Raw genomic sequence first — 12,752 nt, forward strand, 5'->3', positions numbered from 1 at the left:
CGCGTCCCCTCTGTCGTATCCTGACCGAGGCTTCGCGGCCCGAGGAGTGAGAGGACGACGACATGGCATCCACCTGGCTCGTGGTGGGGCTCGGCAACCCCGGCCCGCGATATGAGGCCACCCGGCACAACATCGGGCAGATGGTGGTCGACGAGCTGGCCTCGCGCCGCAGCGAAGCGTTCCGCGAGCACAAGGGCGGAGCGCGCGTCGTCGAGACATGGCTGCGTCCTGGCGCGGACAAGCTCGTGCTGGCCAAGCCGAACACCTTCATGAACGTCTCGGGCACCCCGGTGGCGGCATTGGCGCGCTTCTACTCGGTGCCCGCCGAGCAGGTCGTGGTCGTGCACGACGAACTCGACATCCCCTTCGACACGGTCAAGCTCAAGATCGGTGGAGGGCACGGGGGCCACAACGGCGTGCGTGATATCGCCCGGGCTCTCGGATCGGCCGACTTCCCGCGGGTGCGTGTGGGGATCGGGCGTCCGGTGGGCCGCCAGGACCCCGCCGACTGGGTGCTGTCACCCTTCGGCAAGGAGGAGCGGCCGAACCTGCCGATCCTCATCGACGATGCGGCCGACGCGGTCGAACTCCTCGTCGGAGAAGGACTCCTCGCGGCGCAGCAGAAGCACCACGCACCGCGCTGACGCAGCGCTGACCCGCTTCTGAGGCCCCGCGAGCGCCGTCAGGACGAGTAGGTCGCGAAGCCGGCGGCGCCGCCTGCCGCAAGAGCGGCGACCAGCACGGTGAAGAAGATGACCGCGCCGAGCACGGCGACGACGATTGCCGCGATACCGGTGCCGCGGCCCCGGCGCTTGGCGATGGCGACGATGCCGAGCACGATCGCGGCGATCCCGAGGATGGTGCCGATCCAGAAGGACAGCTCGGCCCAGAGAACCTGATCGCGCGCGGGGGAGAGCACGCTGAGATCTTCGGTCGTGGTCGTCGTGACACCCTGCGGGAGGACGCGTCCGATCTCGAAGGCGGCGATGCCGACGACGATGGGGGCGACGACCGCGGCGAGGAGCGCGAGGACCAGCGAGATCGTGCCGAGCAGCCCCGAGGGGCGGACCGTGGTGTCGGGGGCCGTGTAAGCGCCCGCCGGGGCGGCATAGCCGCCGACGGGGACCTGGTAGGCGCCCGGAGGGGCTGCCGGATACGCGGCAGCCGGCGCGTTCGGCGCTGTCGCGTAGGGCGGTGCGACAGGATAGGTCGACGCTGCGGCGGGATAGCCGGGGGCTGCCGGAAGCGGCACTGCGCCGAACGGAGCTTCCGGCACCGGCGGAACCGTCGTCGCGGGCGGTGCCGGCGGCGCGGAGGGCGCGGCACCGGAAGGGGGAGGCAGCTGCGGATCAGTCACGTCCCCCATCCTAGGGCGCGGCTCAGACGCGCCGGAGGAGCCCCACGCGGTCGTACACGTTCGACAGGGTGGCGTCGGCGACGGCGTCCGCGCGTCCGGCGTTCTCCGCCAGGATGCGGTCGAGTTCGGCGGGATCGTCGAGCAGTTCGAGCGCACGCGCTCGCACCGGCTCGAACTCGTTGACGACGACCTCGGCGAGGCCCTTCTTGAAGTCGCCGTAGCCGCGACCCGCGTACTCGTCCTCGATCGCTGCGACCTGGCGACCGCTGAGCGCCGCGTAGATCGTGAGCAGGTTCGAGACGCCGGGCTTGTTCTCCCGGTCGAAGCGCACGGAGCCCTCGTTGTCGGTCACCGCCCGCATGATCTTCTTCGCCGACTTCGCGGGGTCGTCGAGCATCCACAGGACCCCCGCGTCGCTCTCCGCCGACTTCGACATCTTGGCGGTCGGGTTCTGCAGATCGTAGATGCGCGCGGTCTCCTTCTGGATGACCGGCATCGGCACCGTGAAGGTCTCGCCGAAGCGGGAGTTGAAGCGCTCGGCGAGATCACGGGTGAGTTCGACGTGCTGCTTCTGGTCGTCGCCCACCGGCACCACATCGGTCTGGTAGAGCAGGATGTCGGCGGCCATGAGGACCGGATACGTGAACAGGCCGACGCTGGTGGCATCGGCTCCGTATCGCGTCGACTTGTCCTTGAACTGGGTCATCCGGCCGGCCTCGCCGAAACCGGTGATCGTGCTGAGGATCCAGGCGAGCTCGGCGTGCGCGCGCACGTGGGACTGCACGTACAGGGTCGACAGCGACGGCTCGATACCTGCGGCGATGTACTGCGCTGCGGTGCGCCGCGTCTTCTCTCGGAGCTCGGCCGGGTCCTGAGCGACCGTGAGCGCGTGCAGGTCGACGACCGAGAAGTACGCATCGTAGGAGCTCTGCAGGTCTCGCCACTGGAGCAGCGCGCCGATGTAGTTGCCGATCTGGAGGGAGTCGGCGGAGGGCTGCATTCCGGAGTAAAGGCGAGGTTTCGTCACACCCTCAATCCTATGGGGTGCGTGCGCGGCCCCTACGATGGGCGCATGACGCGGGAATCCAGGGGTGCCGTCTTCCTCGCCGCGCTCGGCGACGACGCGGAGCGGTTGCACCCGGAGATCCTCGCGCAGATGCGGGTCGAGGCCGAGAGCGACAGTGCCGAGGGCGTGTTCGCCGTGGCCGGCAGCCGGTTCGGGCGTCTCACCGGGCTCGCGTCGCCCGTGGTCGGCCCCGGTCTGCTGGTCACGCGGTTCGCCCGCGATGTCCCGTTCCGGATCGACACCGTCACCGGCCGGTCGAGATCCGGGCGGGCGACCCTGGCCACCACGCGGGAGTTCCGGTTCCCGGGCACGACTCAGCGCATCACGGATCGGCTCACGGCGACCGCTCGCCCCGGGATCGTGCAGAACGTCCTGGGGGCCTGCGGGCGGGTGGAGATGCTCGAAGAGTGTTCCGTCACGGCGGAGGGTGCGCTGCGGATGCGCTCCCGCGCGGTCGCCCTGCGGATCGGCGGGCGCCGGATCACGCTCCGCGGCATCCTGCGCCTCGATGTCGACCTCGTCGACGGCTGGGACGAGGCCGAGAAGCGTCGCACCATAGCGATGCGGGCCACGAGTCCTGTGCTCGGAACGGTCCTCGAGTACCGCGGCTGGTACCGCTACGCGGCTTCCCCCGCGGTTCCCGAAGACGCCGCCGGGCCCCGTCAGTACGAGTAGTCGACGACGACCGGGGCGTGGTCGCTCCATCGCTGATCGTAGGCCGCCGCGCGGGCCACGTGATAGGTCGTGACGCGCTCGGCGAGTGCCGGAGTCGCGAGGTGATAGTCGATGCGCCACCCCGAATCGTTGTCGAAGGCCTGACCGCGCATCGACCACCACGTGTACGGGCCGTCGATCTCGCCGTGGAACCGGCGGCCCACGTCGACCCAGCCGAGGCCGGTGCCGATCGTGCCGTCGACGGCGGTGACCTCCGCCCCCGACTCGCCGAGGAAGCGGTCGAAGTAGGCGCGTTCGCGGGGCAGGAACCCGGCCTTCTTGCGGTTGCCGCGCCAGTTCTTGATGTCGAGCTCGCGGTGCCCGACGTTGAGGTCGCCGGTCACGAGTGCGAGTGCGCCGTCGGCACCGAGCTCGCCGAGCCGCGTGCCGAACGCGTCGAGGAACTTCCACTTCTCGTCCTGCTTCGGGGTGTCGGCCTCGCCGGAGTGCACATATGCGCTCACGACGGTCAGCGGACGATCACCGATCACGAAGTCGGCCTCGATCCAGCGGCCCTTGGAGTCGAAGTCCTCCGGCCCGAACGCGGTGCGCGAGGCGAGTGCCGGCGTGCGGCTCGCGATGGCGACTCCGGCTCGCCCCTTGGCGGTGGCCTCGTCATGGACGAACGACCAGCCGGGCAGCGCGGCTTCCAGGTGCTCGTCCTGTCCGCGAACTTCCTGCAGCGTGAGGATGTCGACCCCGGCCTCGTCGAGCCAGGTGCTCATCCCGTTGCGAGCCGCCGCTCGGATCCCGTTGACATTGACCGTGGCGATACGCAGATGGGGCATGGAAACAAGCCTAACGAGCGTCGCCGACATCCCGGGACGGTCGGTGCAGGTCGGCGATGAGGCGCTGCGCGAAGGGGGTGGGCGATTCCACAGGGGGCGGGGGAGAGGCCTCGAGAGCCGCGAGCTCGTTCTCCGCAGCGCGCAGGGCTCGTCCGGCAGTCCACGCGCCGAACCAGGGTGCGGCGTCGCGGGCCTCACGAGCCTCTCGCACGCGGATCCGGGCCGCGGTGAGCAGGGTCTCGTACTCGATCAATCGGCGCTCCGCCTCGGTCTGCTCGAGCAGCGGCTGGTCCCGGTCCTGCGCGGCGACCGCGATCCAGGAGGAGGCCACCAGCATCACGACCCCGTTCACGCGGAACCAGAGCAGGAGGCCGATGAAGATGGCGAACGTCGCGAGCAGCGGATTCGACGGGGTGTAGCTGAGGAGGAAGCCGGCTCCGTACTGGAGCACGGTCATCGCGCCCCCGCCGAGAAGGGCGCCGGGCCAGATGGTCCGCCACTCCAGCGACGTTCCCGTGAGAAAGCGGACCATCGCCGCCAGCGCGGTCGACATCAGGACGAAAGAGACGATGACGGTCGCGATGCGGATGCCGAGGTTCAGCCCGTCCGAGCCGGAATCCCACCCGAGCAGACTGAGCAGCCAACTCAGCACGGCGGCGCTGGCGGAGCTGAGGAGAGAACCGACCACCAGCGAGACGCCGAAGATCAGCGCCGCGAGTAGGTCACGGGCCTTCAGGATCACGTAGCTGCGCCGGTCCGGCGGAAGACCGAAGATGTCCCTGGTCGCGCGCCGGGAGAACGTCACCCAGCCGATGGCTGTCCAGATGACGGTTCCGAGGGCGATCAGGCCGGTGACGCCGAGGACGTTGGCCGTGCTCGCCGCGACGTCCTGCACCTGCTCCGGCGTGAAGACGCCGCCCTCGGGGAGGATCAGATTGGGGATGTACCGGTTGATCATGTCGATCAGGCCGTTGACGGCCTCCTCGCTGCCGCCGAGCCAGAGGCCCGCGATGGCGAACGCGAGGTAGATCGCCGCGAAGATCGCGAAGAGCGCCTGATAGCTCACGCCGGCAGCGAGCAGGAATCCGTTGTGCTGCAGGAAGTGTCGCCAGACACGCACGGGGAACAGGCCGAGGGTGCGCTGCGTCAGCGCGGTCGCACGCTCGACGGCCGCATCGAGGCGACCGGGCTCGGCCGCGGAGCCATCGGGTTCAGACACGTCCCCACCCTATCCAAGCGCCGGGCGATGCGAGAGCAGTCGGGTTCGCGGGAGCAGCCGGGCGCGAGAGAACAGGGGGAGACGCGAGAACAGGCGGCCCCGAAGGGAACCGCCTGTTCTCGGATGATGGCCTGATGCGGGGCGTCAGGGACGGCCGCGGAGAACCGCCTGCTTGACCTCGGCGATGGCCTTGGTGACCTCGATGCCACGCGGGCAGGCCTCGGAGCAGTTGAAGGTCGTGCGGCAGCGCCACACGCCTTCCTTGTCGTTGAGGATGTCCAGACGCACGGCCGCGTTGTCGTCACGCGAGTCGAAGATGAAGCGGTGCGCGTTGACGATCGCGGCCGGGCCGAAGTACTGGCCGTCGGTCCAGAACACGGGGCACGACGAGGTGCACGCGGCGCACAGGATGCACTTGGTGGTGTCGTCGAAGATCTCGCGGTCGGCGATCGTCTGGACGCGCTCCTTGCCCTTCTCCGGGACGGAGCTGGCCACGAGGAACGGCTGCACCTCGCGGTACGAGGCGAAGAACGGCTCCATGTCGACGACGAGGTCCTTCTCGAGCGGCAGGCCCTTGATGGCCTCGACGTAGATCGGCTTCGAGATGTCGAGGTCCTTGATCAGCGTCTTGCAGGCCAGGCGGTTCCGGCCGTTGATGCGCATGGCGTCGGAGCCGCAGATGCCGTGCGCGCACGAGCGGCGGAAGGTCAGCGAGCCGTCGACTTCCCACTTGATCTTGTGCAGCGCGTCGAGGACGCGGTCGGTGGAGTAGAGCTCCACGTCGTAGTCGACCCAGTGCGGCTCCGCGTCGACCTCCGGGTCGAACCGGCGGATGTTGAACGTGACGATGAAGGACTGGATGCCGGTCTCTGCGGTCGTGTCCGCGGGTGCTTCGGCGATGGCGTTCGACATGCTCAGTACTTCCTCTCCATCGGCGGGTAGTTCAACTCGCCCTGATCGTTCTTCGTGAAGACGACGGGCTTCCAGTCGAGCTTGATGTGGTCGCTCGGGGTCGACGAGTGCGGGTCGCCCGTGAGGTAGGCCATGGTGTGCTTCATGTACTTCTCGTCGTCGCGCGTCGGGAAGTCGTCGCGCATGTGGCCGCCGCGGCTCTCCTCGCGGTTCTGCGCGGCGTAGACGACGACCTCGGCGATGTCGAGCAGGAAGCCCAGCTCGACGGCCTCGAGCAGGTCGGTGTTGAACCGCTTGCCCTTGTCGTCGACGTGCACGTTCTTGTAGCGCTCACGCAGCTCGGCGATCACGCCCAGCACGTGCTGCAGCGAGTCGTGGGTGCGGAACACCTGAGCGCCCTTGTCCATCTCGTCCTGCAGCGTCTTGCGCAGCACGGCGATGCGCTCGGTGCCCTGGTTGTTGCGCAGGTCCTCGAGCATCCCGGAGACGAAACCGGCGGGGTTCTCGGGCAGCGGGACGAACTCGGCCGTCTTGACGTACTCGACGGCGTTGCGGCCACTGCGCTTTCCGAAGACATTGATGTCGAGCAGCGAGTTGGTGCCGAGACGGTTCGCGCCGTGCACCGAGACGCAGGCGCACTCGCCGGCGGCGTACAGTCCGGGGACGACCGTGTCGTTGTCGGCCAGGACCTCGCCGTTGTTGTTCGTCGGGATGCCGCCCATGGCGTAGTGCGCGGTCGGCATCACCGGGACCGGCTCGACGACCGGGTCGACACCGAGGTACGTGCGGGCGAATTCCGTGATGTCGGGGAGCTTGGTCTCGAGGACCTCGGCGCCCAGGTGCGTGCAGTCCAGCAGCACGTAGTCCTTGTGTGGACCGGCGCCGCGGCCTTCCGCGACCTCCTGCACCATGCAACGGGCGACGATGTCACGCGGGGCGAGGTCCTTGATGGTCGGGGCGTAGCGCTCCATGAAACGCTCGCCGGAGGCGTTGCGCAGGATCGCGCCCTCGCCTCGCGCACCCTCGGTGAGGAGGATGCCAAGACCGGCGAGTCCGGTCGGATGGAACTGGAAGAACTCCAGGTCCTCGAGGGGGAGGCCCTTGCGCCAGACGATGCCGACGCCGTCGCCCGTGAGGGTGTGCGCGTTGGAGGTCGTCTTGAAGATCTTTCCGAAGCCGCCGGTCGCGAAGATCACGGCCTTGGCCTGGAACACGTGCAGCTCGCCGGTGGAGAGGTCGTACGCGACGACGCCCGCGATCTGGGTCTTGCCGTCGGCGTCCTTCACCGTCAGCAGGTCGAGCACGTAGAACTCGTTGAAGAAGTTGATGCCGAGCTTGACGCAGTTCTGGAACAGCGTCTGCAGGATCATGTGGCCGGTGCGGTCGGCGGCGTAGCAGGCGCGGCGGACCGGGGTCTTGCCGTGCTCCGCGGTGTGCCCGCCGAAGCGGCGCTGGTCGATCTTGCCCTCGGGCGTGCGGTTGAAGGGCAGACCCATGTTCTCGAGGTCGATGACCGCCTCGATGGCCTCCTTCGCGAGGATCTCCGCCGCGTCCTGGTCGACGAGGTAGTCGCCGCCCTTGACGGTGTCGAAGGTGTGCCACTCCCAGGAGTCCTCTTCGACGTTCGCGAGGGCTGCCGCCATGCCGCCCTGCGCCGCACCGGTGTGCGAGCGCGTGGGGTACAGCTTGGAGATCACGGCGGTCTTCGCCCCGGGGCCGGCCTCGATGGCCGCCCGCATGCCGGCGCCACCGGCACCGACGATCACGATGTCGAACTGGTGGTAGTGCACGCCGTCACGGACGACGGAATCCTGCGTCTCGGTAGTCACTTCTTCTTAGCCTTCTTCTCAGTTCCCGACCAGGGCGGCGCATTCGGTCCACAGGACGCTGTCCTCGGTCACACCCAGGCACGGGTCGAACGTGAAGACGACGAGCGTGCCGAGGATGATGAGCAGGCCGGCGGCGAGCCCCAGGGCCCAGGTGAGGGCCTTCCGGGCGGTGGTGTTCGTGACGTAGTCGTTCACGATCGTGCGCATGCCGTTGGCGCCGTGGATCAGGGCGAGCCACAGCATCAGCACGTCCCACCACTGCCAGAACGGCGTGGCGAACTTGCCGGCGATGAATGCGAAGTCGAGGGCGTGGATGCCCTCGCCGACCATGAGGTTGACGAAGAGGTGGCCGAAGATCAGCACGACGAGCACGACGCCCGACGCGCGCATGAAGACCCAGCCCCACTTCTCGAGGTTGACTCCGCGTCGGCGGCGAGCCGGAGCTGCGATGGTCTGCGCGGTCATCAGTGTCCCCCTCCGAACCCGGCGAACGCGAGCATCAGGTGGCGGGGCACGAAGCCGGCCATGATGATGCCCCACACCAGCAGCACGCCCCAGAAGAGCTGCCGCTGATACTTGGCGCCCTTCGACCAGAAGTCGACGGCGATGATGCGCAGGCCGTTCATCGCGTGGAACACGATGCCGGCCACGAGCACGACCTCGCCGAGCGCCATGACGGGGTTCTTGTACGTGCCGATCACGGCGTTGTACGCCTCCGGCGAGACCCTGATGAGTGCCGTGTCGAGCACGTGCACCAACAGGAAGAAGAAGATGGCGACTCCGGTGATGCGGTGAAGCACCCACGACCACATGCCTTCGCGGCCCCGATAAAGGGTGCCGCGGGGGGTCTTGGAAGTGGTTTCCGAAATCGACGGTGTCAAGCGAGCGCTCGTGGACACGGTCGTCCTCCCTGATCGATGTGCGTCGGTCGCGTGCGCTGCTCGTGCAAGTGTGAGCCTGTCGAAGTCAGGCACGCCCGATCGGTGTCCATCCTATTCCTGTCCGAAGACGGGGAGCGACGAAGGGGAGCCTAAGTCGAGCCGTGCTGCTCAGCCGATCTGTCGCATCGTGTTCCACCCGCCGCCGATCACCCGGCTCGCGAGGAATCCGCCGCGACCGGTGCCGCCGTACAAGACGAGATTGCCCTTCGCGTCACGGGCCAGCACGTCCTGCGTGCCGTTGCCGTCCACGTCGCCTGCTCCGATGACGATCGTGAGCGAACTCCAGCCGCGCCCGATCTGCATCGCCTTGCCCCATCCGCCTCTGCCGGTGGTGGGATAGAGCCAGAGCGTACCGTCGGTACGGCGGGCGATCAGGTCTCCGTGGGCGTCGCCGTTGAAGTCGCCGGCATATGTGATGTCTTTCATTGCCTGCCAACCCGTGCCGATCCTGGAGCCGGCGCCGGCGAGCCAACCGGAGCGCCCGTTGCCGGGATAGAGACGAAGCTCCCCTGCGGGCGTTCGCGCGACCACGTCGGCGCGGCTATCGCCGTTGAAGTCGATGCCTCCGATGAGCTGCGTGAACGTCGACCACCCGGTGCCGATCCGCACCGGCGCTCGGAATCCCCAGCGGCCGTCACCGGAGAGCATCATCAGTCTGCCGTCGGCTTCGACACGAGCGATGTCGGGGGTGCCGTCGCCGGAGAAGTCGCCGAGGGTGACGAACGGGCGGTCACCCCAGCTCGACACCGCGGTGCCCGCGGGTCGGAAACTGCCGGTGCCCGTCCCCGCATAGATGAGGAGATCCCCCGACGACGAGCGTGCGAGAAGATCGGCTGCACGGTCGCCGGTGAGGTCGCCGGCGCCTGCGTTGAACGCTTTCCGTGGCGTGCCGATGCCGAAGATCTGCACCCAGTACGTGCGATAGCAGGAACCGGTCGCATAGCCGACGCCGAGCCCTGTGTACCGCCGATCGAGGATGTTCGCCTTGTGGCCGGGGGAATTCATCCAGCTCGACATGACGGCTGTCGCGTCAGGCTGACCCGCGGCGATGTTCTCGCCGGTCGCCACCCATCCGGAAGCGGCGACTCGTGTGTTCCGCCACGTGGACGAGCTGTGCGCGAAGGTGCAGGACGAAGCCAGATGCCGGGCCCACTCCGCGGCGGCGGCGTCGAGCGCGGGATCTGACACGAGGGCGGGCAGGCCGGCCTTCAGGCGCTGCGCATTCGTCTGCGCGAAGACCTCGCCGGCGGGCCCGCCGGCTGCCGAAGCGGCGCTGGGAACCAGAAGTGCGAGCATCATGGTCAGAGCAAGCGCGAGCGCTGCGGCGGTGGCACGCGTGCTGGGGCGTCCGAGGGGGGAGTGGCGCATGGCACCGACCATAGTGGCACCCGTGGTCGCCACGGAGCGGACGGCTACCCTGGCAGGGTGAGCGCACCCATCAAGGATTTCTACGCAGTGATTCCCGCCGGCGGCATCGGCAGTCGGCTCTGGCCGCTCTCCCGTGCGGACGCGCCCAAGTTCCTGCATGACCTCACGGGGTCGGGCCATTCTCTGCTCCGCGACACCTGGGATCGGCTCGAGCCGCTCAGCGGATCCGACCGGATCGCCGTGGTCACCGGCCGTGCGCACCGCGCCGCGGTCGAGGCCGAGCTGCCCGGCATCGCCGACCTCAACGTCTTCCTGGAGTCGGAGCCGCGGGAGTCCGCCGCCGCGATCGGCCTCGCCGCCGCGATCCTGCACCGGCGCGAGCCCGATGTGATCATCGGGTCGTTCAGTGCCGACCACGTGATCCGCAGCACCCGAGTGTTCGAGTTCGCGGTGCGCGACGCCGTCGAGGTCGCCCGCGAGGGGTACATCTGCACCATCGGCATCTCGCCCACCGAGCCCGCGATCGGCTTCGGTTACATCAAGAAGGGTCCGGAGCTGGTCGTCGACGGCGCGCGCGAGGCCGCGCTCGTCGAGAGCTTCGTCGAGAAGCCCGACCTGGAGACGGCGAAGGAGTACCTCGCCGATCGCGACTATCTGTGGAACGCGGGCATGTTCATCGCGAAGGCGAGCGTCCTGCTGGACGAACTCGCCGCGAACGAGCCCGAGCTGCACGCCGGGCTGCTCGAACTCGCGGAGGCCTGGGACGACCGCGAGCTGCGCGGTCCTGCGGTCGACCGCATCTGGCCGCGCCTGAAGAAGATCGCCATCGACTACGCCGTGGCGGAGCCCGCCGCCCGCCGCGGACGGCTCGCCGTCGTCCCCGGTCATTTCGATTGGGACGATGTGGGGGACTTCGCCTCGCTGACCAAGCTCATCAACAACGGACGCAAGAACGACCTCGCGGTGCTCGGGCCGAACGCGCGCGTGCTCACTGACGGCGCGAGCGGGATCCTCGTCAGCCAGACGTCGCGAGTGATCAGTCTGGTGGGCGTCCAGGACATCGTCGTGGTCGACACCCCCGACGCGCTCCTGGTCACCACCGTGGAGCACGCGCAGCGCGTGAAGGGTGTGGTCGAGTCCCTGAAGCTCACCGGTCGCGGGGACGTGCTCTGAGGCGTGCGCCGATGAGCAGGGCGTCACGCTCATCGGGTGGCTTGATTTCAGCTTTGTAACCTTTGGCCAGCGCATCCACTGCGCACGTGCGCAAAAGACGAAACAGTAGGTAACTTTGATCGATCCGCGATGGCCGCGGTTTCGTTGAGGGAGGCATCAGTTGACCATCTCCACCACCAAGAAGCTGCTCGGCGCGACCGTCGCCGCGGGCGTCATCTTCGCGCTCGCCGGTTGCGGCCAGGCGCCGACCGACAAGCCCGAGGGCTCCGAGAAGCCGGTCGACTCCGACTTCCTTCCCTGCCTCATCTCCGACGCGGGCGGCTGGAACGACAAGTCGTTCAACCAGTCGGCCAAGGAGGGCATGGACAGCGCGGCTGACGAGCTCGGCATCAAGCCCCTCGAGTTCGAGTCGGCGAACGACAACGACTACGCCCCGAACCTCGAGACCGCGGTCTCCGAGGGCTGCTCGCTCATCGTCGCGGTGGGCTTCAAGCTCTCCGCCGCCACGGTCGAATCCGCGCTCGCGAACCCCGAGATCGACTACGCGATCATCGACGACTACGCCGACAATGACTTCGACGGCACCACGGATGCTCCGAACATCAAGCCCCTCGTCTTCGACACCGCGCAGGCGGCCTACCTCGGCGGCTACGCCGCAGCAGCCTGGTCCGCGCAGAGCGGCGTGAACAAGGTCGGCACCTTCGGCGGAATGCAGATCCCGTCGGTCGCCGTGTTCATGGACGGCTACCAGCTCGGCGTCGACAAGTACAACGAGGACAAGTCGGCCGCGGTCGAGGTCTTCGGCTGGGATGCCGCGACGCAGAAGGGCTCGTTCACGGGCGGCTTCGACGCGAACGACACCGCCAAGCAGACCGCGCAGGGCGTGCTCGACCAGGGCGTCGACGTCATCCTCCCGGTCGGCGGCCCCGTCTACCAGAGCGCGGCTGCCGCGATCACCGACAGCGGCAAGGACACGCTGATGCTCGGCGTCGACAGCGACCTCGCTGTGGCTGACCCGAACGTGGCCGGCATGACGCTGGTCTCGATCATGAAGGCGATCGACGTCGCCGTGCACGACGCCACCGTCGCGGCCGCCGGCGGCGAGTTCGACGCAGCGCCGTACGTCGGCACGCTCGAGAACGAGGGCGTCAAGCTCTCCGGCTTCGGCGACTTCGAGGGCGACCTGCCCGAGGGCCTGGTCGACGAGCTGGCCGAACTGCAGAAGCAGATCATCGCCGGTGACATCACGGTGGAGTCCGAGAACTCCCCGTAAGTCGTAACCGGTCCAGCACGGGGCGAGTGGTGAGCAGGCGGCCACTCGCCCCGTGCCGTGGACGGACGATGATTCTCCTGGATGACTCTTCTGGATAACTCTTCTGGATAAG

Annotated in this window: 13 protein-coding genes; 4 read left to right on the forward strand and 9 right to left on the reverse strand. The window is 68.3% G+C overall.

The genetic code is table 11. From position 1 onward, the window contains the following. The first annotated feature begins 62 nt into the window (after positions 1–62). Entirely contained in the window at positions 63–644 is a 582-nt protein-coding gene (gene pth / locus DW298_RS05815; protein ID WP_136041519.1) for an aminoacyl-tRNA hydrolase, read from the forward strand. A 38-nt stretch (positions 645–682) separates the two neighbouring features. Here the strand turns inward: pth and DW298_RS05820 are convergent, their stop codons facing one another. Both DW298_RS05820 and trpS read right to left on the reverse strand, forming a co-directional pair. Then, complete coding sequence (locus DW298_RS05820) at positions 683–1,357, reverse strand: hypothetical protein (RefSeq protein ID WP_205820270.1); 675 nt, start codon at positions 1,355–1,357, stop codon at positions 683–685. Positions 1,358–1,379: 22 nt separating this feature from the next. After that, positions 1,380–2,384: a tryptophan--tRNA ligase gene (gene trpS, locus DW298_RS05825; RefSeq protein ID WP_081859884.1), complete on the reverse strand. Its 1,005-nt coding sequence runs from the start codon at positions 2,382–2,384 to the stop codon at positions 1,380–1,382. 45 nt (positions 2,385–2,429) lie between these two features. Here trpS and DW298_RS05830 point away from each other — a divergent pair, with 45 nt between their 5' ends. Next, entirely contained in the window at positions 2,430–3,098 is a 669-nt protein-coding gene (locus tag DW298_RS05830) for a DUF4166 domain-containing protein (RefSeq protein WP_136041520.1), read from the forward strand. Here the strand turns inward: DW298_RS05830 and DW298_RS05835 are convergent. The 7 genes from DW298_RS05835 to DW298_RS05865 form a co-directional block, all read right to left on the reverse strand. After that, positions 3,086–3,925: an exodeoxyribonuclease III gene (locus tag DW298_RS05835; protein ID WP_205820272.1), complete on the reverse strand. Its 840-nt coding sequence runs from the start codon at positions 3,923–3,925 to the stop codon at positions 3,086–3,088. The genes DW298_RS05830 and DW298_RS05835 overlap by 13 nt on opposite strands. A 10-nt stretch (positions 3,926–3,935) precedes the next feature. Then, entirely contained in the window at positions 3,936–5,144 is a 1,209-nt protein-coding gene (locus tag DW298_RS05840; RefSeq protein WP_136041522.1) for a YihY/virulence factor BrkB family protein, read from the reverse strand. A 144-nt stretch (positions 5,145–5,288) separates the two neighbouring features. After that, positions 5,289–6,056 carry a succinate dehydrogenase iron-sulfur subunit gene (locus DW298_RS05845; RefSeq protein WP_105710885.1) on the reverse strand — a complete coding sequence of 256 codons (768 nt, stop codon included), beginning with the start codon at positions 6,054–6,056 and terminating at the stop codon, positions 5,289–5,291. A gap of 2 nt (positions 6,057–6,058) precedes the next feature. Further along, on the reverse strand, positions 6,059–7,885 hold the full coding sequence (gene sdhA, locus DW298_RS05850) for a succinate dehydrogenase flavoprotein subunit (RefSeq protein ID WP_136041523.1): 1,827 nt from the start codon (positions 7,883–7,885) through the stop codon (positions 6,059–6,061). 18 nt (positions 7,886–7,903) lie between these two features. Then, positions 7,904–8,350 carry a succinate dehydrogenase hydrophobic membrane anchor subunit gene (locus tag DW298_RS05855; protein ID WP_136041524.1) on the reverse strand — a complete coding sequence of 149 codons (447 nt, stop codon included), beginning with the start codon at positions 8,348–8,350 and terminating at the stop codon, positions 7,904–7,906. Further along, positions 8,350–8,784 carry a succinate dehydrogenase, cytochrome b556 subunit gene (sdhC, locus tag DW298_RS05860; protein WP_074731658.1) on the reverse strand — a complete coding sequence of 145 codons (435 nt, stop codon included), beginning with the start codon at positions 8,782–8,784 and terminating at the stop codon, positions 8,350–8,352. Before sdhC ends, DW298_RS05855 begins: the two co-directional genes overlap by 1 nt. Positions 8,785–8,934: 150 nt before the next feature. Next, positions 8,935–10,194: an FG-GAP-like repeat-containing protein gene (locus tag DW298_RS05865; RefSeq protein ID WP_168429503.1), complete on the reverse strand. Its 1,260-nt coding sequence runs from the start codon at positions 10,192–10,194 to the stop codon at positions 8,935–8,937. 57 nt (positions 10,195–10,251) lie between these two features. Here DW298_RS05865 and DW298_RS05870 point away from each other — a divergent pair, with 57 nt between their 5' ends. Both DW298_RS05870 and DW298_RS05875 read left to right on the forward strand, forming a co-directional pair. Then, entirely contained in the window at positions 10,252–11,367 is a 1,116-nt protein-coding gene (locus tag DW298_RS05870) for a mannose-1-phosphate guanylyltransferase (RefSeq protein WP_029262556.1), read from the forward strand. 160 nt (positions 11,368–11,527) lie between these two features. Continuing rightward, entirely contained in the window at positions 11,528–12,640 is a 1,113-nt protein-coding gene (locus tag DW298_RS05875) for a BMP family ABC transporter substrate-binding protein (protein WP_136041526.1), read from the forward strand. The last annotated feature ends 112 nt before the right edge of the window (positions 12,641–12,752 follow it).

The sequence above is a fragment of the Microbacterium sp. A20 genome (genome assembly GCF_004794515.1).
Lineage (GTDB): Bacteria > Actinomycetota > Actinomycetes > Actinomycetales > Microbacteriaceae > Microbacterium.

Coding starts and splice junctions, on each gene's coding strand:
- DW298_RS05835 (WP_205820272.1), bottom strand. CDS start 3,925: ATGCCCCATCTGCGTATCGCCACGGTCAATGTCAACGGGATCCGAGCG.
- pth (WP_136041519.1), top strand. CDS start 63: ATGGCATCCACCTGGCTCGTGGTGGGGCTCGGCAACCCCGGCCCGCGA.
- DW298_RS05845 (WP_105710885.1), bottom strand. CDS start 6,056: ATGTCGAACGCCATCGCCGAAGCACCCGCGGACACGACCGCAGAGACC.
- DW298_RS05830 (WP_136041520.1), top strand. CDS start 2,430: ATGACGCGGGAATCCAGGGGTGCCGTCTTCCTCGCCGCGCTCGGCGAC.
- DW298_RS05865 (WP_168429503.1), bottom strand. CDS start 10,194: ATGCGCCACTCCCCCCTCGGACGCCCCAGCACGCGTGCCACCGCCGCA.
- DW298_RS05855 (WP_136041524.1), bottom strand. CDS start 8,350: ATGACCGCGCAGACCATCGCAGCTCCGGCTCGCCGCCGACGCGGAGTC.